This window comes from Fusobacterium ulcerans (assembly GCF_003019675.1).
Classification (GTDB): domain Bacteria; phylum Fusobacteriota; class Fusobacteriia; order Fusobacteriales; family Fusobacteriaceae; genus Fusobacterium_A; species Fusobacterium_A ulcerans.
In genome coordinates, this window is record NZ_CP028105.1 from 1,344,987 (window position 1) to 1,361,802 (window position 16,816).

General features: G+C 30.0%; 15 protein-coding genes. 2 read left to right on the forward strand and 13 right to left on the reverse strand.

What is annotated here, in order from left to right:
- Positions 1-98: 98 nt before the first annotated feature.
- From pth to C4N20_RS06195, 13 genes are all read right to left on the reverse strand, one after another.
- On the reverse strand, positions 99-659 hold the full coding sequence (gene pth, locus C4N20_RS06135) for an aminoacyl-tRNA hydrolase (protein WP_005978530.1): 561 nt from the start codon (positions 657-659) through the stop codon (positions 99-101).
- A 131-nt stretch (positions 660-790) separates the two neighbouring features.
- Positions 791-1,999, reverse strand: a complete 1,209-nt coding sequence (locus C4N20_RS06140; RefSeq protein WP_005978532.1) for an L-serine ammonia-lyase, iron-sulfur-dependent, subunit alpha — start codon at positions 1,997-1,999, stop codon at positions 791-793.
- 18 nt (positions 2,000-2,017) lie between these two features.
- Positions 2,018-4,405 carry a phenylalanine--tRNA ligase subunit beta gene (gene pheT / locus C4N20_RS06145; RefSeq protein WP_005978534.1) on the reverse strand — a complete coding sequence of 796 codons (2,388 nt, stop codon included), beginning with the start codon at positions 4,403-4,405 and terminating at the stop codon, positions 2,018-2,020.
- A 14-nt stretch (positions 4,406-4,419) separates the two neighbouring features.
- Positions 4,420-5,436, reverse strand: coding sequence for a phenylalanine--tRNA ligase subunit alpha (pheS, locus tag C4N20_RS06150; protein WP_005978535.1), 1,017 nt, complete (start codon positions 5,434-5,436; stop codon positions 4,420-4,422).
- A gap of 49 nt (positions 5,437-5,485) precedes the next feature.
- Entirely contained in the window at positions 5,486-5,944 is a 459-nt protein-coding gene (locus tag C4N20_RS06155) for a YfcE family phosphodiesterase (protein WP_005978538.1), read from the reverse strand.
- 20 nt (positions 5,945-5,964) lie between these two features.
- Positions 5,965-6,735 (reverse strand): hypothetical protein, encoded by a 771-nt coding sequence (locus C4N20_RS06160; protein WP_005978540.1) that lies wholly within the window; start codon positions 6,733-6,735, stop codon positions 5,965-5,967.
- 24 nt (positions 6,736-6,759) lie between these two features.
- A complete protein-coding gene (gyrA, locus tag C4N20_RS06165; protein ID WP_005978542.1) occupies positions 6,760-9,264 on the reverse strand; it encodes a DNA gyrase subunit A in 2,505 nt (834 codons plus the stop codon).
- Between the two features lie 112 nt (positions 9,265-9,376).
- Positions 9,377-11,284, reverse strand: a complete 1,908-nt coding sequence (gene gyrB, locus C4N20_RS06170; RefSeq protein WP_005978544.1) for a DNA topoisomerase (ATP-hydrolyzing) subunit B — start codon at positions 11,282-11,284, stop codon at positions 9,377-9,379.
- Positions 11,277-11,546, reverse strand: a complete 270-nt coding sequence (gene remB, locus C4N20_RS06175) for an extracellular matrix regulator RemB (RefSeq protein ID WP_005978546.1) — start codon at positions 11,544-11,546, stop codon at positions 11,277-11,279. The genes gyrB and remB overlap by 8 nt, the downstream gene beginning before the upstream one ends.
- 3 nt (positions 11,547-11,549) lie before the next feature.
- Positions 11,550-12,092 (reverse strand): DciA family protein, encoded by a 543-nt coding sequence (locus C4N20_RS06180; protein WP_005978549.1) that lies wholly within the window; start codon positions 12,090-12,092, stop codon positions 11,550-11,552.
- Positions 12,046-13,173 carry a DNA replication/repair protein RecF gene (recF, locus tag C4N20_RS06185; protein WP_005978551.1) on the reverse strand — a complete coding sequence of 376 codons (1,128 nt, stop codon included), beginning with the start codon at positions 13,171-13,173 and terminating at the stop codon, positions 12,046-12,048. The genes C4N20_RS06180 and recF overlap by 47 nt, the downstream gene beginning before the upstream one ends.
- A 33-nt stretch (positions 13,174-13,206) precedes the next feature.
- Positions 13,207-13,413: a S4 domain-containing protein YaaA gene (gene yaaA / locus C4N20_RS06190; protein ID WP_005978553.1), complete on the reverse strand. Its 207-nt coding sequence runs from the start codon at positions 13,411-13,413 to the stop codon at positions 13,207-13,209.
- A 184-nt stretch (positions 13,414-13,597) separates the two neighbouring features.
- Positions 13,598-15,388 carry a replication initiator protein A gene (locus C4N20_RS06195; protein ID WP_005978555.1) on the reverse strand — a complete coding sequence of 597 codons (1,791 nt, stop codon included), beginning with the start codon at positions 15,386-15,388 and terminating at the stop codon, positions 13,598-13,600.
- 855 nt (positions 15,389-16,243) lie between these two features.
- On the opposite strand from C4N20_RS06195, the gene rpmH reads away from it, so the two are divergent.
- On the forward strand, positions 16,244-16,378 hold the full coding sequence (rpmH, locus tag C4N20_RS06200) for a 50S ribosomal protein L34 (RefSeq protein WP_005978558.1): 135 nt from the start codon (positions 16,244-16,246) through the stop codon (positions 16,376-16,378).
- An 85-nt stretch (positions 16,379-16,463) separates the two neighbouring features.
- Positions 16,464-16,814, forward strand: coding sequence for a ribonuclease P protein component (gene rnpA, locus C4N20_RS06205; RefSeq protein ID WP_005978560.1), 351 nt, complete (start codon positions 16,464-16,466; stop codon positions 16,812-16,814).
- Positions 16,815-16,816 lie beyond the last annotated feature (2 nt).

Below are 16,816 nucleotides of genomic sequence, written 5' to 3' on the forward strand. Positions count from 1 at the left end.
ACGAATCTCCTTTCATAAAGTTAATTTCTACTAATCAGTTTACCACATTTATATCTATTTAACAATATCTTTTCGTTATTTTTTTCCATCGGAAGTCATTACTTTTTGTTATATTTCTGCATTATTCTGCCTAATTCAACATCACGTACCAAATCTAAAGCACAATTAGATGCATTCTCTATCATTTTATCAACTGTTTCTTGTTCACTTTTATCAAACTGACCAAGCACAAAATCTATGGTGTCATCTTTACTCTTTCCTATACCACATTTAATACGCAAAAACTCATCACCTAGATGAGAAATAATAGATTTTATACCATTATGACCTCCTGAACTTCCCTTCTCTTTGACTCTCAATTTCCCAACTGGAAGATCCATATCATCATAGATCACTATCATATCATTTTTAGCATCTATCTTATAAAAATTTATAACAGCAGCTATCGAATTTCCACTGAGGTTCATAAATGTTTGAGGTTTTAAAAATAAAACTTTTTCTCCATCTATATTTTTTTCACTTAGAAGTCCTTGAAATTTATCCTTTTCCCCTATTATATTTAAATCTTTTTGTAATTTATTGATAACTTCAAATCCTATATTATGTCTTGTCTTAGCATATTTATCTCCTGGATTGCCAAGGCCTACAATTAGTTTCATACCTTTTTCCTTTCTTTTAAGCTTTTAAATTCTGTATTTTTACTCCATATTCTATAAAAAGTTTAAGAGGCGGCTCAAAAAATTATATAATTCTTTGAGACTGCCTCTTGATATATTTTTATAAACTTATTTTAACACTCAGCATTAAATCTGAATTTTGCAAGTCCTCCTAATGATGTTTCCTTATACTCACTCTTCAAATCTTTTCCTGTCTCTCCCATAGTTATAACTACTTGATCGAAAGAAATAGTATGTTTTCCATCGGTATAAAGGCTATATGCTGCTGAATCCAATGCTCTTGCAGAGGCTGCTGCATTTCTCTCTATACAAGGAATCTGTACATATCCACCTACTGGATCACAAGTAAGTCCCAAATGATGTTCCAATGCCATTTCTGAAGCATATTCTATCTGATCCAGTGATCCTCCTAAAAGAAAACATGCCATACCTGCTGCCATTGCACATGCTGTTCCTACTTCTGCCTGACATCCACCTTCAGCTCCTGATATAGTAGCATTTTCTTTTACTATATTTCCTATTAACCCAGCTATTGCCAATCCTTTAAGAAGTTCTTTTTCAGATATATCATACTCTTCTCTGAGTGCATATAAAAGTCCTGGAATGATTCCAGAAGCTCCACATGTTGGGGCAGTTACCACCCTTCCACCAGCTCCATTTTCTTCAGATACTGCCAATGTATAAGCAAATATTCTTCCTAGAAATCCTCCTCTTCCATGATTATTTCTTGCCTTTCTATAAAATCCTTGAGCTCTTCTAGATAACTTTAAAGTTCCTGGAAGCACACCTGTTTTCTCTATTCCTCTTTCTACAGCTGTTGCCATTGCATCCCATATCTCTTTAAGAAAGATAAATATCTCTTCACCTTCATGCTCTACAACATATTCCCAATACTCTTTTTTTCCTTCTTCACACCATTTTTTAATATCATCCATCTTTGAATATGGATAAATTTTTGAAGGTCCTCTTCTTTCTTGATCCAATTCCATAATAGTTCCTCCACCCACTGAGAAAACTACCCATTCTTCTGTTACATTTCCATCATTGTCTAAAGCTTTAAATTTCATCCCATTAGTATGATAGTCATAAACTACCTCTGGCATCCATACAATTTTAGTTTCAGCTGGTTTTAAAGTTTCTGTTATTATCCAATCAGTAAGGTGTCCCTTTCCTGTTAGAGCCAGAGACCCATACAGTTCCACTACATATTTTTCTGTATTAGGTGTTCTCTCTTTAAATTTTTTAGCTGCTCTTTCTGGCCCAATTGTATGTGAGCTTGAAGGCCCATTTCCTATCTTAAATAACTCTTTTAAGGAATCCATCTTAACCCTCCTAAATATTTATTGTCTTATCTCTCCATTATAATTTTTAGAGATAGTGTTTAACACTTTTTCAATAACATTATTTATTTCTTTTTCAGTAAGAGTTTTTTTCTTGTCTCTAAGTATTATACTTATAGCTACTGATTTTTTATCTCCATCTATTTTTTCTCCTTCATATACATCAAATATATCTATTTTTTCAATTAAAGGAGAAACTTTTTTCAGATCATCTATCATATTTCCTACAAGTACAGTTTTATCAAGTACGATGGCTAAATCTCTAGTTACTTCTGGATATTTTACTACTCTTTCATACTTTACAGCATTTTTCATGTATTTTAATGCTCTAGTTAAATCTATGTCAGCAACATAAACTCTTTCTCTTTTTATATCCATAGCTTCCTGAACATCTGGATGTATCTCACCAAAAGTTCCAATAATATCATTTCCTATTCTTATATCAGCACTTCTACCTGGATGGAATATATCTTTAGTACTTCTTTCAAGTTTATATCTGCTGATTCCTGTATATTCAAGAAGTTTCTCTACATATCCTTTTATTGTATAGAAATTATATGATTCTGGTTTTGGATTCCATAAAGTTCTTTCAGGCTTTCCTGCTATTGCTATACATATTCTCAAATCCTCTTTTGCTAGTTCTTCAGCTGGTGCAAATACTTTTGATACCTCATAAAATCTTAAATTAAACTGATTTCTATTAAGATTATCTCTAATGTTTGCAAGAAGACTGTATATTAAAGTAGGCCTTACTATCGACATATCTTCGCTTAAAGGATTGCTGATTTCAATTGCCTTTTCTTTTATATGAAGTATATCTAAAGCTTCCTTAGGAATAAATGTATAGTTTATAACTTCATGCAGCCCTATCTCTTTTAGTATCTCTTTTAAATTATCAGCAACTGATATTTTAACATCTTTCAATCCAGATCCAATATCTTCTACTGGCATTATCGCTTCTATATTTTCAAATCCATACATTCTTATTACTTCTTCATATAGATCTTCTGGTCTAGTTAGGTCTTGTCTATAAGCAGGAGGTGTTACCACAAGAGTATCTTGAGACAAAGTTTTGATCCCAAGCCCTAAATTTGTAAATATTCTTCCCACTTGATCAAATTCTAATTTTTTTCCTATAAAATTATTAAGTTTATTAATATTTAAAGGGATTTCAAATTTTTGAGGTTTCTCTATATACTTATCTATTACTTCATCTAAAACTTCTCCAGAAGCAACTTCTGCCATTAAAGCAGCAGCTCTGTCTATAACCTCACTGATATTTTCAATATCAAGCCCTCTTTCATTTCTATATCCAGAATCAGTTACAATTCCAAGTCTTTTAGCTGATTTTCTAATATTTTCAGGAGTAAAATATGCCACTTCCAAGAATATATTTTTAGTTTCTTGTTCAATTTGAGTAGCTTGTCCCCCGATAATACCAGCAATAGCTATCGGTTTCACTTCGTCAGCTATTACAAGTTCTCCATTATTAAGCTCTCTCTCTACTCCATCCAATGTAGTAATTCTTTCTCCAGTTTCTGCTGCTCTTATTACTACAGTTTGGTTTTCTAATTTATCCAAATCAAAAGCATGCATAGGTTGATTATACTCAAACATTACAAAATTTGTAACGTCAACAATATTATTGATAGGCTTTAATCCCATTGCTCTTATTCTCTTTTTAAGCCATTCAGGTGATTCTGAAATAGTTACATTTTTTATAACTCTTCCCATGTATCTTTTACATCTCTCTTTATCTTCTACTCTTACTTTTGCATAGTTATTAGTTGATTCTATAACTTCATTCAAAGCATAAGAGGGATATTTCACTTTTCTTCCATAATAAGCAGCTACTTCTCTAGCTATTCCTATGTGAGAAAGACAATCTGGTCTGTTTGGAGTTATTTCAAGCTCAAATATAACATCATCCATTCCTGCGTATTTTCTATATTCTTCACCTATTGGAGCATCTTCAGGAAGGATTATTATTCCATCTTTATCTTCTCCTATTCCTAACTCAACTTGTGAACAAAGCATACCACAAGATTCAACATCTCTTATTTTACTTTTTTTGATTTTAAAGTCTCCAGGAAGCACAGCTCCAATTTTAGCTACTACTACCTTATCTCCTAATTTATGATTTGGTGCTCCACAAATTATTTGTAGTTTTTCTTCTTCTCCAATATCAACTTTTAAAAGAGTAAGTTTATCTGAATTTGGATGTTTTCCATATTCAATTATCTGCCCTATAACTACATTGTTAAGGTCCTTACCTTGAACATCTATAGCTTCTACTTCCTGCCCAATCATAGTCAGTGCATTTTCCAGTTGATTTATATCTTCTTTTATGTCTACATACTGTTTCAACCAGTCTAAAGAAATTAACATTGTTCCCTCCAGAATTATTTAAATTGTTTTAAAAATCTTATATCATTTTCAAAAAATGCTCTAAGATCATCTATTCCATGTCTCAGCATAGTTACCCTTTCTATCCCAACTCCAAAAGCAAATCCACTTACTTCATTAGGATCATAACCTACTGCTTTCAATACCTCTGGGTCTACCATTCCGCATCCCATTATTTCCAACCATCCACTATCTTTACATACTCTGCATCCTTTACCCTTACATACAGCGCATTGTACATCCATTTCAGCACTTGGCTCTGTAAATGGAAAGAAGTGAGGTCTGAATCTTACTTCTGTTTCACCAAAGACTTTTTTAACAAAATGAGTCAATATTCCTTTAAGATTAGCAAAAGAAATATTTTCACCTATCATCAATCCTTCCATTTGGTGGAACATTGGTGTATGAGATACATCATAGTCAGGTCTATAAACTTTTCCAGGACATATCATTCTGAAAGGTGGTTTGTGTTCAAGCATATATCTTACTTGTACTGGCGATGTCTGTGTTCTCAATACTACATTATCAGAAATATAAAAAGTATCTGTTATGTCTCTTGATGGATGTGTTTCTGGAATATTTAAAGCATCAAAGTTATATTCAACTTTTTCTATTTCTGGTCCATCAGCAACATCAAATCCCATTTCAATAAATATATCTTTCATAAAATTCATTGTTTCTGTGATAGGATGAGTTGTTCCTAATTCAACCTCTTCTCCTGGAAGAGTAATATCAAGAATTTCCTGCTCTAGTCTTGCTCTTTTTTCTTTTTCTTTTAGTTGGTTATTTTTTTCATCTAGTATTTGGCTGATAAATTCTCTAGTTTCATTTACCAACTGACCAATAACAGATCTTTCTTCTGGAGAAAGAGTTTTCATTCCTTTAGAAATCTCTGTTAGTTCCCCTTTTTTTCCTAGCAGGCTGACTCTTATCTCTTCAAGTTCTTGTAAAGAAGCAGCGCTTTCTATGCTAGATTGTGCTTGTTCCTTTAATTGTGCTACCTTTTCCTTCATTTTTCCTCCCTATGTCAAAGGCTAAAAATCTTCTATATATCTAACTATTTTAAATTCTTTTTAGAAGAAAATCAATACTTTCTTTATTTATTTTTATTATTCCATAATCATTTCCCAGTACAGCCCCTGGATTAAATAGGGTTATACCTTTCTTCTTTTCAAGATATGGCCTATGAGTATGGCCAAATATAACCACATCACATCCCAATTCTCTTCCTCTTTTTTCTATTGTCTCATATTCAAGTTTTACCCTGTAATGATGACCATGAGCTAGAAAGACTTTATGTCCCCCTAGCTCAAGAATCATCTCATCACTTCTTTGCATATCATAATAGTCGCAGTTTCCTTTAACTATATGATAAATATTTTCTGGAAAAACATAAGAAAGTTCCTCTGCATCATCACTAAAATCTCCTGCACATATTACCATATCAGGCTTTTCTCTCTCATATACAGAAATCAACTTTTCCAGTCTACCATGTGAATCTGATATAACCAATATTTTCATGATTTATTCCTATCTAAAAACTATCCTATAAATATAGGTGTTTTACTTTTTTCTAATAATTTTATACCATTTTTACCAATTATTTTTTCAAAGAAATAACTTCTGCTCAAATTTCCCATTACAAAGAAATCACACTCATTTATTTTTTCAAGAACTTCATCATAATCTGCTGTATTCAGTACTTCATGTTTTATAGTTTTTTCTTTTCCTTCAAGATAACCTATAAGATGATTTTCTTCAATTTCTTTATTGATTACAAATGAAATAAACTCTTTAACTTCTGGGAAAAGATTAGTAAACTGGTAACAACTTCTGTTAATTTTTACTCCATCATCATTGGCAATAATTACTTTATCCATTCCCTTTAAAGGCTTTTCCCCTACAAATATTATAGATTTATAATTTCCTTTTAAAATACTTACTATTCTCTCAGTAATAGCTTCATTTTTTCCAATAAGAAGAGTATCACAACTTTTCATTCTATCAGTAACTATCTCAGGAACAAGTCCAATATCTACTTCAAGTTCTGTTTTAATTCCCTTTGATTTAAGAATTTTTTCAATATCTTCTATCTCCTGTTTTTCCATGTCAGCCCAACCTTGCATAATAAAAGGTGATCTTCCACTCATCATCATTCCATCAGTAGAAGCAGCTATTATTTTGTCTCTAGACATATCTTTAATGTAAAGAGGCATGATTTTAAAGCCTAAACTGTTTTGTAAATAAACTGCACTTTCAATAAGATTATCTCTTTCCATTTCATTTCCAAATAATAGTAAAGCTTTTCTCATATATACCACCCCATTTTTAAAATATTAGTCTTCCTTTGTTTCAACTATTTCCACTTCTTCTATGTTAGTTTCATCTTCAATAGAATTAAGCTCTGATATTTCTTCTTCTTCTTCAGATTTTACTCTAGTTATTGATACTACTTTTTCAGCTCCATCAACTTTCATTATGATTACTCCCTGAGTAGCTCTTCCATAAAGCGCAATGGTATCAAGAGGCATTCTTATAACTATACCTGATGATGTAATAGCCATTAACTCTTCACCTTCAGTTACTGGAAGCACTGATACAACTGCTCCTGTTTTAGCATTACATCTTATATTTATTACTCCCTTACCTGATCTTGCTTGTAATGGATATTCATCTATTCTTGTTCTCTTTCCATATCCATTTTCTGTTACTGTAAGAATACTTCCTTCTTCATCTTTAATTAAAAGTGCTGATACAATTGAGTCTCCTGGTCTTAAAGTTATTGATTTAACTCCCATAGTATCTCTTCCTGTAGGTCTTACATTATCGCTATTGAATCTAATAGAATATCCTTGTTTTGTAGCAATAAATACCTGCTCCTGATCAATCTTCTCTATTAGTCCTACATATATTATATCATCTTCTTCTTTTAATTTGATAGCTTTTAATCCAGAATTATTAATATTTTTAAATTCATCTAGATTAGTCTTCTTAATTAGTCCTTCTTTAGTAACAAATACAACTTCATTTTCTTTAGAGAAATCTCTTGTTTTAATGACAGCTCTTATCTTTTCATCTTCTCTTGTTCTGATAATATTGCTCATAAGTTTTCCTCTTGACTGTTTAGAAGTCTCTGGAATCTCATAAACTTTTATATTAAATACTCTTCCTTGATTTGTAAATATCATAAGGGTATCTAAATTAGAAGCTGATTCTATACTTTCAACAAAGTCATCTTCTATGGTATTTTGGCTTGCTACCCCTTTTCCTCCCCTTTTTTGAGCTTTATATTTACTTACTTCCATTCTCTTTACATATCCTTTATTAGTAAGAGTAAGTATTACATTTTCGTCTTTTATAAGATCTTCTGGGAGTATTTCCATTCTCTCATTTTCAATAAGAGTTCTTCTGTTATCATTATATTTTTCTTTTAGATAAAGAAGTTCTTCTTTAATTATTTCATATATCTTAGAATCATGAGAAAGTATCTCTCTCAATTCTGCTATATATTTTTCAATTTCTTCATATTCAGCATCAATTTTTCCTCTTTCCAAACCTGTAAGTCTTTGTAGTTTCATATCTAGTATAGCTCTGGCTTGAACATCTGAGAAAGCATATTTTTCTATTAAAAGTTCTCTTGCCTGATTTCCATCTGATGATCCTCTGATGATTTCAATTATTCTGTCAATATTATCAAGAGCTATTCTATAACCTTGTAATATATGTGCTCTTTTTTCAGCTTTATCCAAATCAAATTTAGTTCTTCTAGTTACTACTTCAAATCTATGTTTTATATATTCATGAAGTATTTCTTTTAGGTTAAGTACTCTTGGTGCATTATTTACAAGAGCCAGCATAATTATACCAAATGTATTTTGAAGTTCTGTATATTTATATAATTTATTTAGTATAAGCTCTGGTTCTTCGCCTTTTTTGACTTCTATAACCACTCTGATTCCATGTCTGTCAGATTCATCTCTCAAATCTGTTATTCCAGTTACTCTTTTATCTTTTACAAGATCAGCTATTCTTTCTATAAGAGTAGATTTATTCAACTGATATGGAATTTCTTTGATTATAATAGAAGCTTTTCCATTTTTCTGTTCTTCTATCTCTACTTTACCTCTTACTCTTACCTTACCTCTTCCTGTCATATAGGCATCTCTGATACCCTTTTGACCATCGATTATACCTCCAGTTGGAAAATCTGGCCCTTTTATATACTCCATTAAATCTAAAGGTGTAAGTTCAGGATTATCTATAAGAGCAAGTATTCCATCTATAAGTTCCCCAAGATTATGTGGAGGAATATTGGTAGCCATTCCTACCGCAATTCCTGTTGCACCATTAAGAAGTAAATTTGGCAGTTTTGCCGGAAGAACTGTTGGCTCATCTAATGAATCATCAAAGTTTTTTCTAAAATCAATAGTATTCTTATCAATATCATCTATAAGCTCATTACTGATTTTTGCCATTCTTGCTTCTGTATATCTCATAGCTGCTGCGGAATCTCCATCTATTGATCCAAAGTTTCCGTGACCATCTACAAGTAAATATCTGTAGTTAAAATCTTGAGCCATTCTTACCATTGTTCCATATACTGCTGAGTCTCCATGTGGATGGTACTTACCTAGAACTTCTCCAACGATTCTAGCAGATTTTTTATATGCTTTATCATAGGTCATTCCAAGTTCACTCATAGCAAAAAGTATTCTTCTATGAACTGGTTTCATTCCATCTCTTACATCTGGAAGTGCTCTGCTGACAATTACACTCATGGAATAGTCGAGATATGATTCTTTCATCTCATCTTCTATATATCTATTATTAACATTTGACATTATTAATCCTCCTAAAATTTCTCAACTTCTAAAGCAGAATATATATATTCAATCTTTGATTCTAAAAATTTTTTATATATTAATATTTTATTATTATTCATATACATATTAATTAGATATCAAGATTTTTTACATATACTGCATTCTCTTCTATAAACTCTCTTCTAGGATCTACTTTATCTCCCATCAATTTATCAAACAACATATCTGCTGCTCTTGCATCGTCTATAGTCACCTGTAGAAGTGTTCTTGTATCAGGGTTCATAGTTGTATCCCAAAGCTGTTCAGGATTCATCTCTCCCAGCCCTTTATATCTTTGCAGAGTATATTTTCTGTCATCCCCTTCAAAAACATCTGTTATCTCTTTAAGTTCTTTATCTGTATAAGCATATCTTATTTGCTTACCTGTAGTTATCTTATATAGAGGCGGCTGTGCAATATATACATTCCCGTTATAAATAAGATCTACCATAAATCTATAAATGAAAGTAAGAAGCAGTGTTCTAATGTGAGCTCCATCTACATCGGCATCTGTCATAAGTATTATCTTCCCATATCTAAGTTTTTCTATATTGAAACTGTCTCCAATACTTGTACCAAAAGCTGTTATCATAGCCCTTACTTCATTATTCTCAAGTGATTTATGAAGTCCTGCTTTTTCCACATTAAGTATTTTACCTCTCAAAGGCAGTATAGCTTGATGTGATCTATCTCTTCCTTGCTTTGCTGATCCTCCTGCTGAATCTCCCTCAACTATATAAATTTCACATTCATCAGGATTTTTAGATGAACAGTCAGCAAGTTTACCAGGAAGTGATCCAACTTCAAGAACTGATTTTCTAAGTACTAATTCTCTAGCTTTTTGAGCTGCTTCTCTGGCTTTTTTAGAATTAAGTATTTTTTCTATTATTATTTTAGTATCATTAGGATTATCTTCCAGAACTATTTTCAGATTAGTTCCTACCAAAGTTGATACTATACCTGTAACCTCAGAATTTCCAAGCTTTGTTTTAGTCTGTCCTTCAAATTGAGGCTGAGGAACTTTTACAGATACAATTGCTGTAACTCCCTCTCTGATATCATTTCCTTGAAGTTTTCCATCTTTTTCCTTCAGATATCCCTGAGCCTTTCCTACATCATTTATTACTCTTGTCAAAGCAGTTCTAAATCCACTTACATGAGTTCCTCCCTCATGAGTATTGATGTTATTTACAAATGAGTATATAACCTCTGCTTGATTCACTGTATAGAGAAAAGCTATATCCACAGTTACATTATCTACTTCTCCTGACATATATATTGGTTCTGGTATAAGCTTTTCAGTTTCCTCTGTTATCTCTTTAAGGAAATCTACTATACCCCCCTCAAATTTAAATTCCTCTTTTTTATATGGCTCTTTTCTGCTGTCACTAAGGTGTATTTCTAAACCTTTATTCAAATAAGCTAACTCTTTTAATCTATTCTTTAAAGTATTGTAATCATAAATAAGAGTTTCAAATATCTCATGGTCTGCTTTAAATCTTACTGATGTTCCATGGTCTGTTGTCACTCCAATCTCTTTTACATCCTCTTCAGGTATTCCTCTGTTATATTTTTGATACCAAATTTTTCCATCTGTTTTTACAGTTACATCTGTCCATTCTGAAAGAGCATTTACTACTGATACCCCTACTCCATGAAGTCCTCCTGATACTTTGTAGTTGTCATTTTCAAATTTTCCTCCTGCATGCAATACAGTAAGTACTATTTCTAGAGCCGATTTATTGTATTTTGGATGTATGCCAACTGGTATTCCTCTTCCATTATCAATTACTTCTATAATGTTATCTGGAAGTATGTTTACTATAATTTTATCACAATATCCTGCAAGAGCTTCGTCTACAGCATTGTCCACTATTTCCCATACAAGATGGTGAAGTCCTCTTTCAGAAGTGGTCCCTATATACATTCCAGGCCTTTTTCTTACAGCCTCCAGTCCTTCAAGGACCGTAATATTTTCCGCTTGATAATTATTACTCATTACTATTACTACCTCCGCTTATTCTAATATACTCGTTTCCTCGGCTCATCAAAGTTGATAGTGCATATGAAGTAAAATATATTTTACTATCAGTTATCACTGCACTTTTTTCAGCTTCTGGAGCTAAATTTATTATTTTTTTTATTTTTATTTCATTATTATAAAATTCAAAGTTATTACTGCTTTTTAAATGTATATAGTCAATAATAATTACTATATCCTTTGCCGATAATACTAATTCATTTTCTAAATAAATATACATGTTTCATCCTCTGCCTTTTTTATCTTGGCATATTTTACACATATCTTTTGGACTTTTGAAATACGCTCCACATTCTGGACATTTTTTATACCCTGCCTTTAATAAACGCTGCTCTTTTTTTTCAGCAGATTTTTTCAAATACTCTATTTTTTGAAATATATTCATTTCATTTAAATCTATATCTAAATATTTATCTTCAGAAACTTCCTCTTCTGATAAATTATTATTGGCTGTATACACATCATTATATATCTCTTCTTCTTTTATTTTAGAGATGCGAAATGACATATTATTTATTATATTGGCATTTAATATTTCATTAACTTTATCTATATATTTTTTCTTGTTCATTTCCATAAAATGAAGCACTGATGAACTTTCCACAACAATATAGAGCATGTTCTCTTTTATGTAAAGAACCTGGCTTTTTTCTGAAAGTTTTCCTGTTATATCTTTCCACTGAGCTTTAAGAATGCCTTCTTTTAGCTTTCTACTTTTCTCAATTGCCCTTTCTATCATTCTCCCTATATTCTCTATCTCTATCATAGCTAATTTCACCTTTTTCCACATAGAAATCCTTAGTATCTATTCCAAGTCCTCCTGTTGAACTTATAAAGACCTGTATATTTCTTTTTTCCAGATAGTTCAATATACTATCCTTTCTATTAGAATCAAAATAGGAAGATATATCATCAATTATAAGAATTGGGCTCTCTTTTTTCTCTCTTAACACCATATCTATTTCTGAAAGTTTCAAAGAAAAAATAATTGATTTTTTTTCCCCTTGAGATGCTGTTGATTTAGCTTCATAAGAATTTAAAAAAAATAAAAAATCATCTTTTTGAGGTCCAGAAAGTGAAAAACCATATCTTAATTCTTGTCCTAATTTTTCTTCTATTCTTTTTCTAAGAGCATCTTCTATCTCTTTTAAAGTCATTTTTTTTACATTTCCAAGATGACATTGATATTGAAGACTCAACTCTTTTTTATCATCAAAAAGTTTTCTGTAGTTCAGATTAAGTATAATGGATATTTTTTTTACATACTCCATTCTTTTTTCTATAACCTTAGCTCCATACTTCACAAATTCATCTTGATAGATAGCGAATTCAGGTTCTTTATGTTTTTTCTCTTTAAGATATTTATTTCTTATTTTTAATATCTTATTAAAATTTTTTAATTCCTGAAAATATTCACTACTAGTTTGAGCTATCTCACCATCAAAAAAATTCCTTCTGACAGAAGGAGAACCTGTTATCAGTACTATGTCTTCAGGAATATATGTTACTACATTGAGTTTTCCATAAAATTCATCATATTGGACCTTTTTCCCATTATAGCTATATTCTTTTTTATCTTCATTATTGAATTTTACAGTAAGAGTCTTTTCTCCTATATTATCTTTGTAAACTACATAAACCCCTGTCCGTTTATAGCCATATTTCATCATTTCACTACTTTTATTAGTTCTAAAGCTTTTACCTGTAGAATTGAAATACAATGCTTCCAGGAGACTCGTCTTTCCTTGACCATTTTTTCCATAGAAAAGATTTAGTTTAGGAAAAAATTTTACATTTCCATCTTGAAGATTTCTAAAATTCACATAATTTATTTCTAGTATTTCCAACCCTTTCACCTCAGGCCAATCAATATCTCATAATTATTTCACTATGAAAACCTTTCCCTCAGCTTCAACTTTATCACCTGGGTAAAGTTTTTTACCTCTTCTTATCTCTAATTCTCCATTAACTTTTACATTTCCTTCAGTTATAAAAAATTTAGCATCTACTCCAGTATCACATACCCCAGTCCATTTTAAAAATTGATCCAGTTTTATAAATTCAGTAGATATTTTTACTTCTTCCATTTTTCCCCCTTAAAAAAATTATACTCAAGCAATACGATGCCACTATATATAATACCATATTTTTTGAGATTTTAATAGTTTTAATATTTCATAAATATGTATATGAATAATAATAAAAATGAATATTTTAATAAAAAAACTGATCAGAATATTTATTTGATATATTTCTGATCAGTTTTTTTAATTATTCATCTTTTATTACTCTTTCAATGTATCTTTTTATGGTATTTAAATATATATTCTTAGATTTTGATTTCATAGTAAGAAGAAAATTAACATCTATCCCTTCTTCTTGTGAACATATCTTCAACGCCTTTTCCTCTATCTTCAATTTTTCAAATTCATCATAACTATTATATTCAGCCATTAAATCCTTTGGTATGTCAGTATCAGTTATTATATCTTTTATACTGCTTATAACAGGTTTTTTAACACTTCTTCTAGCTTGATTAATTTTTTTCTTACTTTTCAACCCTTTTTCTTTTACTATATTATTGAAAAGAGTGAGATTTTGTTTATTACTGCTATTCTCATCAGCAGAAATATTTTTTAGTATTCCATTAATATATTGTACAAGAGTTGTTTTTATATTGCCATTAAGATTTTTATACAGTATAGACAGAACTTCTTTTGCTGTTGCTTCTCCCTCTTCTCTGCATATTTTCTTTATTTTATTATCAGTTCTTCTGTCCCATGCCCTTTGCACATAGATATTCCTTTTAGCTTTCTGTACCTTTTCCATTACATCTCCTGGAAACTCTATAGCTGGCTCTTTATGCTTAGTTTCTGGTCTAGGAGTTTTTTCAATTGAACCATACTCAACCACTTCAGCCTCTTCTATGTCTAAATTATTTTTAGCTGCAAGGGATGCTGGTCTTTTTCTTCCCATATCCTTACCAGTTTTATTTTCAAGAAATGAAGACACATGACATTCTCCATCTTTTTCTTTATTAAAAATATAATCAATATAGTAATTATCCTCTTCTTTTATATAATCTGAATTGTATTTTATAATATATCCCATTTCTACAAGAACATCAAAAGCTTTTTCAATTCTCTTCAATACTTGTTTAACTCTACATAAAATATATTGTTTTGTTTCACCATTTTTATTTATTCTTTCAGTAACTTGCTCTGTTTTCAGAGGAATTATTGCTGCAAGAGTTCTAAGATTAATTCTTCCATCCATACTTTCATATCTTATTTTACTTATATATTTATATATTCTCCCTGCAATAGGGTCCTTTGTCAATATTTCAAGAAGTGATTTAGAATTATACTTTATATATCTTTTATCTTTTATCTTTTGCCTTATATTTTTATTCAAGGTAACTCTATAATATATTTTTTTTCCTTTTTTAAGCTTTTGATATGTAAGGAGTTTAAACTCTTCATCTTCAAATTTATATTTTCCAAGCTTTGTATGATTTGAAACTATAAACTGATACTCTGTATTTTTTAAATTTTTTAAAGCTTGCTCCACTTTTGAGTAGTAAGTTCTGTTCATTTTATTTCCAAGAAAACTTACTATAAAATCTGAAATTTCAAATTCTATATACTCATCTGAATCTTCTATCTCTTTTTTTATTTCATACATCGAAATAAGATATGTATATATTTTTTCCTCAAATGTTGAAGGTTGAAAAACTTTATCAGCATTATCTTTTGCTACAAGAGTACAATACATTGTAACTCCTAGATCTTCGAATGAATATTGAAAATTTACCCTTTTATTTTGTTTTTGTGGAGTAAAAAAAGGAAATACAATCATTTCAACAGGAATATTAATAATATTCTCTTTAAGATTTAAAAAATTTCCTGTTTCTTTGATAACCACTTCTCTTACTTCTATATCAGGAACAGTATTAAGTTTTATTTCAACATTCCTTATATCTTCTACTAGTGATCCACTTTGTGATATTTTGAAACTATCTAAAATTTCAAAATCATTATCTATAGAGTCATCTTTTTTCATAAATTAATCTCTCCTCTAAATCGTAAGTAAATATATAAGGTATACTCCAAATAAAATGTATATAATCAATAATATAACATTTTTTATGTATATCCACAATAATATTTTTTATATCATAAGTATATTAAATTTGTATAAAGACAAGCTCTTGATTTTTAAGGATTTCTAACATACACTCTAAGTAGGAAGATTTTTTTTAATTATTCATAACTTCTTAAAAATCAAGGTTTTTATCTTTTGTATATACTCAATAATAAACAACGGAATTTTATTTTAACATAAAATTCAAATAAAATAAAGATTAAAAATGTATATGAATAATAATATTTTTTTAAATTCATTGAAAATACTGGTTTACCTCATGTGTATATTGATAATAATATTTTTTGATATTTTTATTCCCAGCTTTTTTGAGGAGTCTTAGACTTTTTATTTTTTTCAGTCATTGAATTTACTGGAATACTTAATGTGTATATCAATAAAAATAAAATACATATCTTTTTTGAATATGTTCTCAATGATATCAATGGTTTTTTGATAATGAATTTTTTATATTGGTCATTACATTAAACAAAAAAACAAAAAAACAAAATAACAACTAATATATTTTTTGATGTTGGTCTCTTTATTTTTTTATTTAAAAAAATTGAAGAAATATCAGCTTAAAATTTAGCTGTAGCTATCTAAAATAACCACTTTTCATTTATATGTATATAAGTAATAATAATAAAATTCAATTTTTTTTTGAAAAAATTCTTTAGAAATTTATTAAATTTTCTAATAATTACTTGACAAAACAAGAATTTTCCTTTAAAATTACTATCTGAAATATAGAATTTTTTTGGAGGTGAAAAAATGAAAAGAACATTCCAACCTAATCAAGCTAAAAGAAAGAAAGATCACGGGTTCAGAGCTAGAATGGCTACTAAAAACGGAAGAAAAGTTTTAAAAAGAAGAAGAGCTAGAGGAAGACAAGTATTATCAGCATAGAACCCGGTGTTTTAAACCACCGGGTTTTTACAAGAGATAGTTATCGTGAAATATATAATTCAAAATTATCGGGAGTTTTAATACTATGAATAATTTAAAAAAAGACAGAGAGTTTCAAATAATCTACAATTCTGGAAGAAAAAGTTTTGGTTATTACTCTCTTATTTTTTTTAAAAAGAATGAAGAAAATTTGAAGAGATGCGGTTTCGTTGTAAGTAAAAAAACTGGAAATGCGGTTTGTCGGAATAGGCTTAAAAGATTATTTAGGGAGTATTATCGTAAATTTGAAAATCAGCTCAAGGACGGATATGATATCATTTTCGTAGCCAAGAGGACAGCTGGAGAGAAAGTGAAAACTCTCAAGTATCAGGATATGGAAAAAGATCTCATGAAAGTTATGAAGAGCAGCAAGCTTTTTAAAAGTCAGGAAAGTTAAAT